The sequence below is a fragment of the Hydrogenophaga sp. NH-16 genome, from assembly GCF_004006415.1.
GTDB classification, from domain to species: domain Bacteria; phylum Pseudomonadota; class Gammaproteobacteria; order Burkholderiales; family Burkholderiaceae_C; genus Hydrogenophaga; species Hydrogenophaga pseudoflava.
Window position 1 is genome coordinate 3,144,066 of record NZ_CP029344.1, and the last position, 14,206, is coordinate 3,158,271.

Genomic DNA, 14,206 nt, shown 5'->3' on the forward strand with positions numbered 1-14,206 from the left:
CAGCGGCCCGACAGCTTCTGCAACGTCCCCCCACCATGACCACCCTGCCCTTGCACGCCTCCCCGTCCGAACCTTCTGCCGCGCCACAGCCCCGGGGCTGGCCGCTGCTGAGGCTCGGATTCCGGCCCTTCTACCTGGGCGCTGCGGTGTTCGCGCTGCTCGCGATCCCGCTGTGGGTGGCGCTGTTCCTGGGCCAGTGGAACCTCACGATGGCGCTGCCCCCGCTGCTGTGGCACGCGCACGACATGCTGTTCGGCTTTGCGATCGCGGTCATCCTGGGCTTCCTGCTGACCGCGGTCAAAGCCTGGACCGGGCTGGCCACGCCGCGCGGCGCCTTCCTGGGTGCCCTGGCCCTGTTGTGGCTGGCGGCCCGGGTGGCCGCCGTGACCGGGCCCTACACGCTGTATGCCGTGCTGGACCTGGCGCTGCTGCCCCTGGTGGCCGCGGTGCTCACCCGCCTGCTGCTGCGCGCGCGCAACCGGCGCAACCTGCCGCTGGCGGGCATGCTGATGCTGCTCGCGCTGGCCAACGGCGTCTTTCACCTGGGCGTGACCGGTGTCCTGGAGATTTCTCCGCTGGTCCCTCTGCACGCCGCCCTGGCGCTGATCGTGATGATCGAGTGCGTGATCGCGGGCCGGGTGATTCCGGCCTTCACCATGAGCGCGACGCCGGGTCTGAAACTCCAGGTGCGCGCACCGGTGGAGCGCGCCGCGATGGCGCTCACAGCGCTGGGCTTGCTGCTGTGGGTGTTCGCACCCGCCGCCGCAGGCTGGAACCTGGTCGGTGGCCTGGCCCTTCTGCTCGCCGCGCTGGCCCAGGTGGTGCGGCTGCTGCAGTGGCGGCCTGCGATCACACGGCACCGCCCGATCCTCTGGATCCTGCACCTGTCGCACGCCTGGATTCCCTTCGGGCTGGCCTTGCTGGCAGCGGCCCGGTTCGGCTGGATCGGCGTGTCGGCCGGCGTGCATGCGCTGGCCATCGGAGCCACCGCCGGTCTCATCATCGGCATGATCACCCGCACCGCCCGCGGCCACACCGGGCGCGCGCTGCAGGTGTCGCGCGCGGAGACCACGGCCTATGTGCTCGTCATGCTGGCGGCCGCCGTCCGCGTGCTGCTGCCGCTGGCCCTGCCGACGTGGCTGCCCATGGCCCTGGTGCTGTCTGCCGCCGGCTGGTCGGTGGCGTTTGCGATCTACCTCTTCATCTACACGCCCTGGCTGCTCAAGACGCGCTTCGACGGCAAGGACGGCTGACGCGCTTTCTCAACCCTTCCCTCTTCAACCACTCAAGGAACTGCTCATGAACACCATCACCGCTCCCACCCCCACCGTCGACCTGCGCAGCATTGCGCCGCGCGAACGCCACTCGCTGGTGTTCTCCACCTTCAAGGCCCTGCCACCCGGCGCGGCCATGGAGCTCATCAACGACCACAACCCGCAGCCGCTGCGCGGGCAGTTCGAGAGCGGCCTCTATGGCGCCTTTAGCTGGACCATGCTGGAAAGCGGCCCGGAACAGTGGCGCGTGCAGATCGCCAAACCGGCCGACAGCCAGCCTGTGCACGGGGTGGATTCCTGCTGCGGCTCGTGCGGCGGCTGACCGGGAGCCAACCATGACCTTTGTGGTGACCGAATCGTGCATCCGGTGCAAGTACACCGACTGCGTCGATGTCTGTCCGGTGGACGCATTCCGGGAAGGACCGAACTTCCTGGTGATCGATCCCGACGACTGCATCGACTGCGCGGTCTGTGTCCCGGAGTGCCCTGTCTCGGCGATCTACGCCGAAGAAGACGTTCCCAACGACCAGCAGGACTTCACACCGCTCAACGCCGAGCTGGCGCGCGTGTGGAAGCCGATCACACGGACCAAGCCGGCGCTGCCCGACGCCGACACCTGGAGCACGGTCCAGGACAAACGCGACCAGCTCGAACGCTGAATCCGCCCGGCCCGGATGGGCGGGCTCTGTGCCCGCGATCCGGGCCGGGCTGTGTCACAAGCCCAGTGACAGCATCGCGGCTTCGGACATCCGGGAGCGGTCCCAGGGCGGATCGAACACGAACTCCAGGTCGACATCGGCCACCTGGGGCAAGGCCAGCAGCTTTTCGTGGATCTCGTCCACCAGCATGTCGCCCATGCCGCAGCCGGGCGCCGTCAAGGTCATCCTGATCGACACCTTGAACCCGTCGCCGTCCGTTGGCAGCACGTCGCACCCATAGACCAGCCCGAGCTCGACGATGTCGACCGGAATCTCCGGGTCGTAGCAGGTCTTGAGCGTCTGCCAGACCTGTGCCCGCACACCCTCGGGCCCCTCCACGTCCGCCAGCACCGGCGCCACAGGCACCGGCTTGCCGATGGCGTCGGCATCGGCGCCGGCCAGGCGCATCAGCTGGCCGTCCACCAGCAGGGTGAACGCCGCGCCCAGCGCCTGGGTGATCTGCACCAGCGTGCCGGCCGTCAGTTCCGCGGGGGTTCCGTCGGGCACACAGGTCACCGCCACCGTGCGCGTGACCACCGCCCGTTCGCGGGGCGAGCTCATGGCGTGGCCTCCGGCGCGTTGCTGGCGCTGCCGGCCTCGGCGCCCAGCGCGTGCATCAGGGCGTGCCAGCCCAGCAGCGCGCACTTGATGCGGCCGGGGTAGTGGCGCACGCCCGCCAGGCTGACCAGCTTGCCCAGGTGCGCCTCTTCGGGCGCCATCTGGCCCGTGAGCACGGCCCGAAAGCGCGCCTGCAGGGCCTGGGCCTGCGCCACCTCCTGCCCCAGAACCGCCTCGGTCATCATGGAAGCGGACGCGATGCAGATCGCGCAGCCCTGGCCCTGGAAGCGGATGTCGCCCACCCGCCCGTTGTCGACCACCAGGGCCACCTGCAGGTCGTCACCACATTGCGGGTTCTGGCCGCGCGCCTGGTGGGTCGGCGCGGCCAGCGGGCCAAAGTGGCGCGGCGCGCGCTTGTGGTCCATCACCACCTCCTGGTAGAGGTCGAGTTCGGCGGCGGTTTCTGAAGTCATTGCAACACCTTCATGGCGTGCGCGACGCCGGCGAGCAGGCGCTCCACCTCGGCGTGCGTGTTGTAGAGCGCGAACGAGGCGCGCGTGGTAGGCCCCAGGCCCAGGTGTTCGAGCAGCGGTTGGGCACAGTGGTGGCCGGTGCGCACGGCGATGCCGCGCTGGTCCAGCAAGGTGCCGATGTCGTGAGGGTGCACGCCGTCGGCGACGAACGAGACGATGGCCGATGCGCGGCTGTGGGCCGACAGCACCGTGATGCCGGGCAGCTCGGCCAGACCCGCCACCGCGTGTTCGCGCAGCGCGTTCAGGTGGGCGTCGATGCGATCACGCCCGACCCCGTCGATGAAGCCCGCCGCAACGGCCATGCCAATCGCGCCCGCCACGTTGGGCGTGCCGCCTTCCAGCCGCGCCGGCAGTTCGGCAAAGCTGGCTTCGGTGGCACTGACCCAGGCCACCATGTCTCCGCCGTAGCGCAGGGGCTCCAGGCGTTCCAGCGCGGCTCGCCGGCCCACCAATGCGCCGGTGCCCATGGGCCCGTACATCTTGTGGCCCGAGAAGGCCATGAAGTCGCAGGCCAGCGACGACAGGTCGGGCCCGCCGTGGGCCACGGCCTGGGCCGCGTCGAGCACGGTCAGCGCGCCCGCGCCGGCGGCGAGCTGGAGCAAGTCCTCGTAGGGCGGCCGCTCACCGGTGGCGTTGGCGCAGGCGGTGAGCGCCAGCACGCGGGTGCGGGGGTTGAGCAGGCGGCGCAGGTCGGCGGCGTGCAGCCGTCCCTGGGCATCGGGCCGCAGCACGCGCAGCACAGCCCCGGTGCGCCGCGCCGCCTGCTGCCAGGGCACGAGGTTGGCGTGGTGTTCCAGGCCGCTGACCACGATCTCGTCGCCCGCCTGCAGCCAGGCCGACCGCATGCCGCGGGTGGAGAGCCCATGGGCCACCATGTTCAGCGCATCGGTGGTGCCCGAGGTGAACACCAGCTCGTGGTCTGCGCCCGCGCCGACGAAGCGTTTGAGCGTGCTGCGCGCGTGCTCGAACGCATCGGTGGCGCGCTGACTCAGCACGTGCACGCCGCGGTGGATGTTGGCCCGGTCGTGCTGCTCGAAGGCGCGCATCGCGTCCTGCACCGGCAGGGCCATCTGGGTGGTGGCCGCGTTGTCGAGGTAGGCCAGCTCCGCGCCGTGGATGCGCTGCGCGAGCACCGGGAACTGCGTGCGCACGGTATCGGGCGCGAGAGGATCGATCAAAAAGGCGTCACCCATGTGCGGCCTCCGGCTGGGCCATGGGGGCAGCGGGATCGCCACCCAGGTGCTGGGCCACCACCTCGCGCAGCAGGCCTGCGAGGCCCAGCGACTCGATGAACTGGGGATCGCCAAACGCCCGCGAGAGCAAGGCGCTGGCCATGCCTTCGATGATCAGCCCGCGCGCGCTGCGTTCGTCCAGGCCCCGCTGGCGCGCATAGAACAGCGCGTCCTCTGGCAGGGCGCCCCAGGTGGCCCCGTGGGCCGCCTGCACCTGGTCGTGGTGGATCTCCAGGTGCGGGCGCAGCACCAGCCGGGGCTGGCCGCCGGTGGGCACGCCCGTGAGCCGCTGCCGCACCTCGGCGTCGGCGGCATGGGGTGCGATGCGGGTGTGGGCGTTGACCACTGCGCGCGCCGCGCCACTGGCCAGCGCCAGCGTCTCGATGGTGCTGTGGGTGCGCTCGCCGGTGTGCAGCATGCGCACCTGTTGTTCGACGTTGGCGGCGGCCGCCAGCAGCAGGCCCGCACTGTGGGCCTGGGCACGCTCGCCCGCCAGCCCAACTTCCTGGCGTTGCAGGTGGTAGCGGCCACCGGTGGCGATCAGGCCCTGTTCGTAGCGCGCGCCCTGCCCCAGCTGCAGCTGCAGATGGTGGGCAACCTGGTCGGCGGCGCCGGGGCGCACGCTGCGCAGGTGCTGCAGCGTGGCGCCCGCGCCCAGGCGGATGTGGGCGTGCAGGTTCTGCACCACCGTCTGTTCGCAGGCCACCGGTTCACGGTGATGGGTTTCCACCAGCACGCAGTGCATGCCCTCCTGCACATCGATCACCAGCATCGGCGCTTCGACCGCGCTGCGTGGCTGGTGCCTCAGCTGTATCCACACCGTCTCGGCCGCACCGCGGCTGTTGGCGTGTTCACCGCCAATGCGCAGCCGCAAGCCGCGACGGCACAGCGCGCGATGCACCCAGGTGAACGGCGCGGCGTCGTGCTGGGCGATGGTGTCGGGGGCCATCGCGCCATCGGGGTGGGTCGGCAGCGGCAGACCGGCGAACAGCTCCTGGCGCTGCGCCGGGTCGGCGGCGTCGAGCCAGCGGGCATCCACACGGCCTTGCGGCGTGTCGCCCAGCGGGTGCAATGTCCACCCAGCGCCGCTCAGCGGGTGGGCGTCGCAGGGGGTCGATGTGGCTTCGGGCGCCTCGCCCAGCCAGACGGCGGCCGGGGGTGGCGGCAGATGGCGAAACGCATCGGCGTTGCGGGGAACCCAGCCGGCGTCTTCCAGTCGGTGGCGGGCGGCCAGGATGTCGGCGCGTGCGGTGTCCATGCTCAGACCTCCAGCGCGTCGGCCACGCGCGCGAAACCGGTCCGCTCGATCTTGCGGGCCAGTTCCAGGTCGCCGGTCTCGGCGATGCAGCCCTGGTCCAGCCGCAGCACCGCGTCGGGCTGCAGCGACTCGATCAGGTGCAGGTAGTGCGACACCACCACGAAGGCCGTGCCCTGCGCCCGCAGCGACTGCACCAGCTCCACCACCGCGCGGGTGCCATCCACGTCCATGCCGGAATCGATCTCGTCCAGCAATGCCAGGCGCGGCCGCAGCAGGGCCAGTTGCAGCAGTTCGTTGCGCTTGCGCTCGCCACCCGAAAAACCGTCGTTGACGGGGCGCGCCAGCATCGCCTCGGGCAGGCCCAGACGGGTGGCCGTGGCCCGCGCATCGCCCAGGAAATCGAAGGCATCCAGCGGTGCTTCGCCGCGCGCCTCGCGCACGGCGTTGAGGGCCGTGCGGATGAACAGGTTGTTCTTCACGCCCGGGATCTCGGGCGGTGCCTGGAACGAAACGAACAGCCCGGCGCGGGCGCGCGCCTCGGGGCTCATGGCCAGCAGGTCCTGGCCCGCAAAGCGGGCTTCGCCGCCGACCACGCGGTAGCGCGGATGGCCGGCCAGCGTCAGGCCCAGTGTGCTCTTGCCGCTGCCGTTGGCGCCCATGAGCACCACCAGCGCACCGGCGGGGACATCGAGCGAGATCGACTTCAACACGTGGCGGCCGCCAACGTCAACGCGCAGATCGCGCACCTGCAACAGGGGTTCGGCATGGGTCATGGTGGTTCTCTCCTGGGAAATCGGGGGGTGGGGCTCAGCCGACGGCGCCTTCGAGCGAGACGGCCAGCAGCGCCTTGGCTTCGAGCGCGAACTCCATCGGCAGCTCGTCCAGCACCGCCTGGCAGAAGCCGCCGACGATGAGGGCGGTGGCGTCCTGTGGATGGATGCCGCGCTGCTGGCAATAGAACAGGCGCTCTTCGGAAATGCGGGTGGTGGTCGCCTCGTGTTCCACCATGGCGTCGTCGCGCGCAGCCTCGATGTACGGGAAGGTGTGGGCTCCGCAGTCCGGGCCGATGAGCAGCGAGTCGCACTGCGTGTGGTTGTGGGCACCGCTCGCGGTGGGCGCCACGCGCACCAGGCCGCGGTAGCTGTTCTGGGCGTGCCCCGCGCTGATGCCTTTGGAGACGATGCGGCTCTTGGTGTTGCGGCCCAGATGGATCATCTTGGTGCCGGTGTCGGCCTGCTGGAAATGGTTGCTCACGGCGATCGAATGGAACTCGCCGCGCGAATCGTCGCCGCGCAGCACCACGCTCGGGTACTTCCAGGTGATGGCCGAACCGGTCTCGATCTGTGTCCAGGCGATGTGCGAGCGCTGGCCCGCACACAGACCGCGCTTGGTGACGAAGTTGTAGATGCCGCCGCGGCCCTGTTCGTCGCCGGGGTACCAGTTCTGCACCGTCGAATACTTGATGTGAGCATCGTCGTGCGCCACCAGCTCGACCACCGCCGCGTGCAGCTGGTGCTGGTCGCGCTGCGGTGCGGTGCAGCCTTCGAGGTAGCTCACATGGCTGCCCTCTTCGGCAATGATCAGCGTGCGCTCGAACTGGCCGGTGTTGGCGGCGTTGATGCGGAAGTACGACGACAGCTCCATCGGGCAGCGCACGCCCTTGGGGATGTAGACGAAGGAGCCGTCGGAAAACACCGCCGAATTCAGTGCGGCATAGAAGTTGTCGCCCGGTGGCACCACGGTGCCGAGGTAGCGTTCGATCAGTTCGGGGTGGTGTTGCACCGCGTGCGAGAACGAACAGAAGATCACGCCGACTTCGGCCAGCTGTTCGCGGAAGGTGGTGCCCACGGACACCGAGTCGAACACCGCGTCCACCGCCACACCGGCCAGCCGCGCCCGCTCGTGCAGCGGCACACCAAGTTTTTCGTAGGTCTCCAGCAGCTTGGGGTCGACCTCGGCCAGGCTCTTGGGGCCGTCCTTCTGGGACTTTGGCGCCGAGTAGTAGCTCAGCGCTTGAAAGTCCACGGGCTCGATGCGCAGCTGGCCCCAGTGCGGATGCTCCATGGTCTGCCAGCGCTCCAGTGCCGCCAGGCGCCATTGCAGCAGGAACTCGGGCTCGCGCTTGCGGCGCGAGATGGCGCGCACGGTGTCGGCGTCCAGCCCCGGTGGCAGCGAGTCGGTCTCCACGTCGGTGACGAAGCCGTGCTGGTAGGGCTGATGCAACGCCTGGGTCAGCGGCGGTGCCTGTTCAACGGTGGTCATGGTGGGGCTCCTGCGGCGATGGGTGCAGATTCGATGCGCCACCGAAGTGGTTTTGGTGTTGATCTGCAGCCTCTTTTAAAGATTCATATGATATGCATCTTTAATGCCGATGACCACAAAAAGCGGCGTTGACCGCTTGTCTGCCAGGGTCATTGCCGGTGCAGCCGCCACCCTGTCGCGCGCTGCACGCTCCCCTGCCGATGCCTCAGGCCGGCCAGGCCCGCATGCGGAACGCGTCCACCAGGAAGTCGATGAGCGCACGGACCTTGGGGGTCAGTTGCCGGCGGCTCGGGTAGACCGCGTACACACCGAGTTCGGTGGAGCGGAAGCCGGGCATGACCTCCACCAGCGCGCCCGAGTCCAGGTGCGGCCCGACGAGAAACGAGGGTTGCAGCACCAGGCCCATGTGCTGCAGGGCGGCGGCGGTGCAGGTGTCGCCGCTGTTGGTGCGCATGCGGGGCGACACCTTCACCTGGATCGGTTCCCTGGACCCCTGCGACGAAAAGAATTCCCACTGGTCCCCCGCGGCCAGCAACGAATAGGCGATCACCGAGTGCCCGGCCAGCTCGGCCGGATGCCGGGGCGCGCCGTGCCGGCGAAGGTACTCCGGCGAGGCGCACAGGATCAGCCGCGTCGTGGTCAGCTGCCGGCTGATGAGCGAGGACACCTGGAGGCGCGCAATGCGGACCGCCACATCGAAGCCCTCGTCGACCAGATCGACCAGGCGGTCGGACAGCGTCACGTCCAGCTTCACTTTCGGGTGCTGCGCCATGAAGGCCGGCCACAGCGGCGCCAGGTGCAGCACGCCGAAGGTGACCGGCACGTTGACGCGCAACTTGTTGGCGCCGATTCAAATCTGACCAGGCGTGCCGATTGAATTTTGACCAGGGGCCTGCACCGGGTTTTTTGATGCCCGGTTGTGGATAACTATACGGTCATCGCTGCTTCTTGCATCTCCTTCTTGCTGCGTTGTGCATGGCCGCAAGCCAGCTGCGAAGGGCGTAGCCCGCAGCGGCCTGCTGGCGGCCCGTCAACTCAGAATGGCTCGGGCGCTGGTGTCTGAACGACCGTCTTGCCTTTGTCTTTGGCCTGCTCACGTGCTCTGCCCTTGGCCTTGACCTGCGCTGAGCTGTGGCGGAACCGGTAGGACTCGTTGCCCGTTTCCACGATGTGGCAATGGTGCGTCAGCCTGTCCAGCAGTGCCGTGGTCATCTTCGCGTCGCCGAACACGCTGGACCACTCGGCAAACGCCAGGTTGGTCGTGATCATCACGCTGGTGTGCTCGTACAGCCGGCTGAGCAGGTGGAACAGCAGCGCCCCGCCGGCCTGGCTGAACGGCAGATAGCCCAGCTCATCGAGGATGAGCAGGTCCACATGCAGCAGGCTGGCAGCGATGCGCCCCGCACGCCCCTGGGCTTTCTCCTGCTCCAGCGCATTGACCAGATCGACCGTGGAGTAGAAGCGCACCCGTTTGCCGTGCTGGGTGATGGCCGCAATGCCCAGCGCGCTGGCCAGGTGCGTCTTGCCCGTGCCAGGGCCACCGATCAGCACCACGTTGTGGGCTTGGTCGGTGAACGCGAGGCTGGCCAACTGACTGACCAGCACCCGTTCCACCGCTGAGGCCTCGAAGTCGAAGCCGGCCAGATCCCGGTGCATGGGGAATCGTGCCGCCTTCATCTGGTAGGACACCGAACGCATCGCCCGGTCCACCCCTTGGGCCTGCAGCAGGTGCTCCAGCAGCCAGCGTGCACTCTGCAGCGCCGCCGTCTCCCCTTGCCCCAGCAGATCATCCCAGGCGCTGGCCATGCCGTACAGCCGCAGGCTCTTGAGTTCGCTGGCAATCTCAGTTCGCATGGCCAGCCTCCTGGGCGTCGGCAGCGCGCAGCCGGTCGTAGCGGTGGGTGTCGGCGCGTGGCGCCTCGCGCAGCGCCAGGGCCGTGTCCGCCGGTGGCGGACGCTGCGGATCACTCAGGCGCGCCAGCACGTTGCGCACGTGCTCCACGCTGATGTGTCCGCTGGGCGTGGCGTGTTCCAGCACCAGTTCCACCGCCACCAGCAGCGTGTCCAACCCTGCCGTAGGCACCAGGGCCAGCACCTCCGAGAGCACCCGGTCACCACCGGTGTGGCGCATCAGGGCATGACGCAGTTGCGCCAGCGGCCGGGGCATATCGGCAAACGGTGCGCCGTTCCTCAGTGCCCCGGGGCTTGCGCTGCACCAGCTCGATGTAGTGCTGCCAGTCGAACACCGTCTGCCCCCGGTTGAGCACCCGCTCGTGGCTGGCCACCAGCGCGTCCCCAGCGACCACGTCCACGCGGCCGGGATACAGCCGCGTGCTCACCATGTGCCCGGCCCACTCGCAGGGCACCGAGTAGCGGTTGCGCGCCACCGTCACCAGGCAGGTGCTGCTGACCCGCGCGGGGCGCTCCACGTAGCCGTCAAACGGCGCTGGCATGCCCATGAGGTGCTCGCACTCGAGCTGCAGCACCTCGGCAATGCTCAGCTCCCGGTGCTGCGGGTGCGGCGTGTCCGCCCACACCGCCTTGCAGCGCTCGGCCAGCCACGCGTTGAGTTCGGCAAAGCTGGTGAACTTGCGCTCTCGCGCTTGCAGCCACACCCGTCGCCGGCTGTCCTGCACGTTCTTCTCCACCACCCCCTTCTCCCAGCCCGAGGCCACGTTGCAGAAGTCCGCATCAAACAGGTAGTGGCTGCACATGGCCGCAAACCGGGCGTTGACCACCCGGCCCTTGCCCTTCTTGACCTTGTCCACCGCCGTCTTCATGTTGTCGTAGATGCCCCGGCGGGCCACGCCGCCGAGCGCCGCAAACGACCTCGTGTGCGCGTCAAACAGCATCTCGTGCCCCTGGCTGGGGTACGCCACCAGCCAGAACGCGCGCGAGGCGCACAGCTTCAGGTGCGCCACCTGCGCCTGGTGGTACACCCCGCCCACCACGATGCCTTCCTCGCTCCAGTCAAACTGGAACGCCTCGCCCAGCTCGAAGCTCAGCGGCACAAACGCCTTCGTGGTGTCCTTGCCCGAGTCCTGTCGCCACGCCCGGATGAAGTCCGTCACCGCGCTGTAGCCGCCCCGGTAGCCTTGAGCCTGGATCTGCACAAACAGCGCCCGCGCCGTGCGCCGCTGATCCCGAGCTCGGTGGGCATCCGTCTTGAGCGCCGCCACCAGCGTCGCCTCGAACGCCGAGAGCTTGCCCATCTTCTGCGCCCGCTCATACCGCGGCTCCATCGCCGCCGGCGCCTTCAGCCACTTCTTGACGGTGTTCCTGGCCAAACCCGTCTTCCTCGAGATCTCGCTGATCGAAATCCCATCGCGCATCTTCATGCGCCTGACCTTGCCAATCATGTCCATGGTGATCACCTCTTTTGCTCCTGCCAAAAAATTCAGCAGTCGCGTGATACACCCTGGTCAATTTTGAAGCGGCACTCCTGCCTTCAGATGGTCAGTTTTCGGTCGGCGTCAACAGGCAGGTTGTCTTCCCCGGCATCCAGCCCCACGAACTCACGGAACAGCGCCATGTCGTACAGCGCCTCTTCCATGGCCGGGTCCGAGAGGTTGAACCACTGCTGCAGGAAGTGGATGCGCAGCATGGTTTCGACGGCAAACGGTGGGCGTCCGCCCTTGGCACCCGGTGCCGGCGCATGCGGCGCGATCAGCGACACCAGCTCGGCCCAAGGCACCACGAGGTTCATCTCGTCAAGGAACTCACGCTTGCGCGTCCTCTTGGTCTTGCGCTCGAATCCGCTCTCGCCCAGGCTCAGTTGCTTCATGCCGTCAATGTCTCACATCGGGCCATGGGCGCCGGGGTTTTGCAGACCATCCCTTGAACACAAACAATGATGTATCCACGGATTCGGGTCAACTCCAACTCCAGTGTCTGGATCGAACACACCTGACCAATGGTTGCAAGAACTGATCTGTGACCTCGAGCGAGCCAAAGCCGTCAGATGTGAAGGTGAAATGATCTTCGATCAGTAACCACTCATGCTCTGACCTTTGCACCGGTAAAAGTGCTAAAGCAAAAGGCCCCAAGTATCTCTACTTGGGGCCTTTCTCAATAATAGCCTGACGATGACCTACTTTCACACGGGAACCCGCACTATCATCGGCGCAAAGTCGTTTCACTGTCTCTACATCCGGCGTGCCCAGGTGCTGGACATTCGCGACCGCATCCTGGCCAGCGGCGGGGGTGCGGTGCACGTCTATGGTTCGGTCTACCCGGGCACTGAGGCGCCCAGCGCCGACCCGCCGCTAGTGATCCGCTCGCTGTCTGCCGCCGACCTGGTGATGGACGCCACCGAGGCGTACATGCTGATCGAGGTGGAGGCCAACGTGGCGCTGTCCGGCACGCCCACTTGGGCGCGCTTTGTCGATGGCACTGGCGCCACGGTGTACGACGCCAGCGCCGGCCTGCCGGGCAGTGGCGCGCAGCTGATCGTGAGCGACGGCCAGGAGCCGCCGGGCGCAGCGATGTACCCGGGCGGGGTGGTCACCATGTCCGTCGAGTTCGTGAGGCTCTGACCGTGGATCTGGTTTTCAGCCGGCCGCGATACGTCCCGGGTGATCCGCTGGACCTGGTGTTCGGCGACACGCTCGCGCCCGAGATCCTGCCGCTGACGCTGCAAGGCACGCTGTACCTGGAGGCGCCGGAAGCCACCGGCACGCTGCTCTACGACAACCGCCTGCCCGCCACCGTGTCCACCGGCTTCACGGCCCGCCACCAGGTGGCCGCGCCCGCACAGGTGCAGCCGGTGGCGCCCTGGGGCCAGCCGGCGCCGGCCGGCCAGTCCAGCGCCAGCGCCTGGCAGAGCGCCGACCGGGCCGCCGCTGCGCCCGTGGCGCCGTGGGGCAAGACCGACCGCGCCGACACGCCCGCGCGCACCGCCTGGCAGGCCGCCACGCCGGTGGCGCAGCAGCGGGGCATGGTCTACCAGGCCTGCACGCCGCTGGACGTGCTGGCTGCCATCGGCTGGCAGCTGGCCGTGCCCGCCACGGTCAACCTGCTGGCGCCGCACCAGGTGGCCGATGTGCTGCACCAGCTGCGCACCGTCAGCGCCCAGCAGGGTGCGCCCATCAGCGCCCGCGCCCACGCGCCACACCAGGTGGCCACGCCGGCCCAGCGCGCCATCCGCGCCCGCTGGCAGGTGGCCGCCCAGCTCATCCCGCCCGGCCTCACCGTGCTGGTGCCACCGGGTGAGGGTGGCATCACCCCGCACCCGGTCAGCCTGGACCTGGTGTTCGCCTGCCCGCCCTACGAGCAGGGCGCCCCGATCGATCTGGTGTTCGGGCATGTGTGCCTGCCGCCGGTGGGGCCAGGCGCGCCCCTGTTCATCCTTCCCGCGAGGTATTTCATGCAAGCCCACACCCTGGTGGCGCACCGTCTGCCGGACCTGGCCGAGGTGCCCATCTTCGACGCCACGCTCTCGGCCGACGCCGGTTCCTACGCCTGGACGTTCAACGCATCGGCCCCCGCAAGCGTGTTCGAGCAGCTAGCGCCCACAGCGGGCGTGCCGCAGCAGCTGCGCATCACGCTCGACGGCATCCCGTTCGCCTTCATCGTCGACAGCCTGACCCACGACGAGCAGTTCGGCCGCCGCGGCGCGCGTATCGCGGGCCGCAGCATCACAGCGCTGCTGGGGCGCCCGTTCGCCCGCGAAACGCAGCGCCTGAACTCGGCGCCGATCACGGCCCAGCAACTGGCCCTGCAGGCGCTGGACCTGACCGGCGTGGGCCTCAGCTGGGGCCTGGAGGACTGGCTGGTGCCTGCCGGTGCTTGGAGCCACAGCGGCACGGCTCTGGCTGCCGTGCAGGCCATCGTGGAGGCTGCCGGCGGCTACCTGCAGAGCGCGCGCAACGCGGCCACGCTGCTGGCCCGCCACCCGTACCCCACGCTGGCCGGTGGCATCCCTGGCGGCCCGTGGAACTGGTACGCCAGCGGCGTCACGCCAGACGTGGAGCTGGCGCCCGATGCTCTGGTGACCACCGCCATCGAGCGCAGCGACGGCCCCGACCTGAATGCGGTCTATGTGTCCGGGCAGAACCAGGGTGTGTCGCGCCTGGTCAAGCGCACCGGCAGCGCCGCCGACAAGCTGGCCAGCCCGGTGACCGACCCTCTGATCACCGCCAACGAGGCCGCCCGCCAGCGCGGCACCGCCATCCTGGGCGCGGCCGGCCCCAAGCACCTGGTGCGCGTGAGCCTGCCCGTGCTCACCGGCCCCAGCCAGCCCGGCGTGCTCGACGTGGGCCAGCTGGTGCAGATCAACGCCGCGCAGCCCTGGCGGGGCCGTGTGCGGTCCGTCAGCGTGGCGGCTGCGTTCGGGCGCGAGGTGCGCCAGAGCGTGCAGATCGAGCGCCACCTCGAAGTCACACCGTAGGAG

General features: G+C 68.9%; 13 protein-coding genes and 2 pseudogenes. 5 read left to right on the forward strand and 10 right to left on the reverse strand.

Going from position 1 to position 14,206, the window contains the following annotated elements; genetic code table 11:
* The first annotated feature begins 35 nt into the window (after window positions 1-35).
* Genes DD542_RS15115 through fdxA form a run of 3 tightly spaced genes read left to right on the forward strand, consistent with a single transcriptional unit; the run spans window position 36 to window position 1,933 of the window.
* Window positions 36-1,253, forward strand: coding sequence for an NnrS family protein (locus tag DD542_RS15115; RefSeq protein WP_127806214.1), 1,218 nt, complete (start codon window positions 36-38; stop codon window positions 1,251-1,253).
* 46 nt (window positions 1,254-1,299) lie between these two features.
* On the forward strand, window positions 1,300-1,596 hold the full coding sequence (locus DD542_RS15120) for a DUF2249 domain-containing protein (protein ID WP_066151723.1): 297 nt from the start codon (window positions 1,300-1,302) through the stop codon (window positions 1,594-1,596).
* 13 nt (window positions 1,597-1,609) lie between these two features.
* Window positions 1,610-1,933, forward strand: a complete 324-nt coding sequence (gene fdxA / locus DD542_RS15125; protein WP_127806215.1) for a ferredoxin FdxA — start codon at window positions 1,610-1,612, stop codon at window positions 1,931-1,933.
* A 54-nt stretch (window positions 1,934-1,987) separates the two neighbouring features.
* Here the strand turns inward: fdxA and sufT are convergent, their stop codons facing one another.
* From sufT to DD542_RS15175, 10 genes and pseudogenes are all read right to left on the reverse strand, one after another.
* Entirely contained in the window at window positions 1,988-2,533 is a 546-nt protein-coding gene (gene sufT, locus DD542_RS15130) for a putative Fe-S cluster assembly protein SufT (protein WP_127806216.1), read from the reverse strand.
* Entirely contained in the window at window positions 2,530-3,003 is a 474-nt protein-coding gene (gene sufU, locus DD542_RS15135) for a Fe-S cluster assembly sulfur transfer protein SufU (RefSeq protein ID WP_066151729.1), read from the reverse strand. The genes sufT and sufU overlap by 4 nt, the downstream gene beginning before the upstream one ends.
* A complete protein-coding gene (locus tag DD542_RS15140) occupies window positions 3,000-4,256 on the reverse strand; it encodes a SufS family cysteine desulfurase (protein ID WP_127806217.1) in 1,257 nt (418 codons plus the stop codon). Before DD542_RS15140 ends, sufU begins: the two co-directional genes overlap by 4 nt.
* On the reverse strand, window positions 4,249-5,553 hold the full coding sequence (locus tag DD542_RS15145; RefSeq protein WP_127806218.1) for a SufD family Fe-S cluster assembly protein: 1,305 nt from the start codon (window positions 5,551-5,553) through the stop codon (window positions 4,249-4,251). Before DD542_RS15145 ends, DD542_RS15140 begins: the two co-directional genes overlap by 8 nt.
* 2 nt (window positions 5,554-5,555) lie before the next feature.
* Window positions 5,556-6,326: a Fe-S cluster assembly ATPase SufC gene (gene sufC, locus DD542_RS15150; protein WP_127806219.1), complete on the reverse strand. Its 771-nt coding sequence runs from the start codon at window positions 6,324-6,326 to the stop codon at window positions 5,556-5,558.
* Window positions 6,327-6,360: 34 nt separating this feature from the next.
* Window positions 6,361-7,815, reverse strand: a complete 1,455-nt coding sequence (gene sufB, locus DD542_RS15155; RefSeq protein WP_066151738.1) for a Fe-S cluster assembly protein SufB — start codon at window positions 7,813-7,815, stop codon at window positions 6,361-6,363.
* 205 nt (window positions 7,816-8,020) lie between these two features.
* The gene (locus DD542_RS15160; RefSeq protein ID WP_241559568.1) at window positions 8,021-8,650 is read right to left on the reverse strand and encodes a substrate binding domain-containing protein; all 630 of its coding nucleotides are present in this window, start codon (window positions 8,648-8,650) and stop codon (window positions 8,021-8,023) included.
* Window positions 8,651-8,850: 200 nt separating this feature from the next.
* A complete protein-coding gene (gene istB / locus DD542_RS15165) occupies window positions 8,851-9,669 on the reverse strand; it encodes an IS21-like element helper ATPase IstB (RefSeq protein ID WP_127806221.1) in 819 nt (272 codons plus the stop codon).
* Window positions 9,659-11,180: pseudogene (gene istA / locus DD542_RS15170) on the reverse strand (IS21 family transposase). The gene istB and the pseudogene istA overlap by 11 nt, the downstream one beginning before the upstream one ends.
* 104 nt (window positions 11,181-11,284) lie before the next feature.
* Window positions 11,285-11,599: pseudogene (locus DD542_RS15175) on the reverse strand (transposase); the annotation flags it as partial.
* A gap of 301 nt (window positions 11,600-11,900) precedes the next feature.
* Here DD542_RS15175 and DD542_RS15180 point away from each other — a divergent pair.
* A complete protein-coding gene (locus tag DD542_RS15180; protein WP_127806222.1) occupies window positions 11,901-12,350 on the forward strand; it encodes a hypothetical protein in 450 nt (149 codons plus the stop codon).
* Between the two features lie 2 nt (window positions 12,351-12,352).
* A complete protein-coding gene (locus DD542_RS15185; protein ID WP_127806223.1) occupies window positions 12,353-14,203 on the forward strand; it encodes a hypothetical protein in 1,851 nt (616 codons plus the stop codon).
* Window positions 14,204-14,206: the final 3 nt, after the last annotated feature.

Bases quoted from the DNA above. Each gene is read 5' to 3' on its own strand.
- DD542_RS15120 (WP_066151723.1), top strand. From the start codon at position 1,300: ATGAACACCATCACCGCTCCCACCCCCACCGTCGACCTGCGCAGCATT.
- DD542_RS15180 (WP_127806222.1), top strand. From the start codon at position 11,901: ATGACCTACTTTCACACGGGAACCCGCACTATCATCGGCGCAAAGTCG.
- DD542_RS15115 (WP_127806214.1), top strand. From the start codon at position 36: ATGACCACCCTGCCCTTGCACGCCTCCCCGTCCGAACCTTCTGCCGCG.
- sufB (WP_066151738.1), bottom strand. From the start codon at position 7,815: ATGACCACCGTTGAACAGGCACCGCCGCTGACCCAGGCGTTGCATCAG.
- DD542_RS15140 (WP_127806217.1), bottom strand. From the start codon at position 4,256: ATGGGTGACGCCTTTTTGATCGATCCTCTCGCGCCCGATACCGTGCGC.
- istB (WP_127806221.1), bottom strand. From the start codon at position 9,669: ATGCGAACTGAGATTGCCAGCGAACTCAAGAGCCTGCGGCTGTACGGC.
- fdxA (WP_127806215.1), top strand. From the start codon at position 1,610: ATGACCTTTGTGGTGACCGAATCGTGCATCCGGTGCAAGTACACCGAC.
- DD542_RS15145 (WP_127806218.1), bottom strand. From the start codon at position 5,553: ATGGACACCGCACGCGCCGACATCCTGGCCGCCCGCCACCGACTGGAA.
- sufT (WP_127806216.1), bottom strand. From the start codon at position 2,533: ATGAGCTCGCCCCGCGAACGGGCGGTGGTCACGCGCACGGTGGCGGTG.
- sufC (WP_127806219.1), bottom strand. From the start codon at position 6,326: ATGACCCATGCCGAACCCCTGTTGCAGGTGCGCGATCTGCGCGTTGAC.
- sufU (WP_066151729.1), bottom strand. From the start codon at position 3,003: ATGACTTCAGAAACCGCCGCCGAACTCGACCTCTACCAGGAGGTGGTG.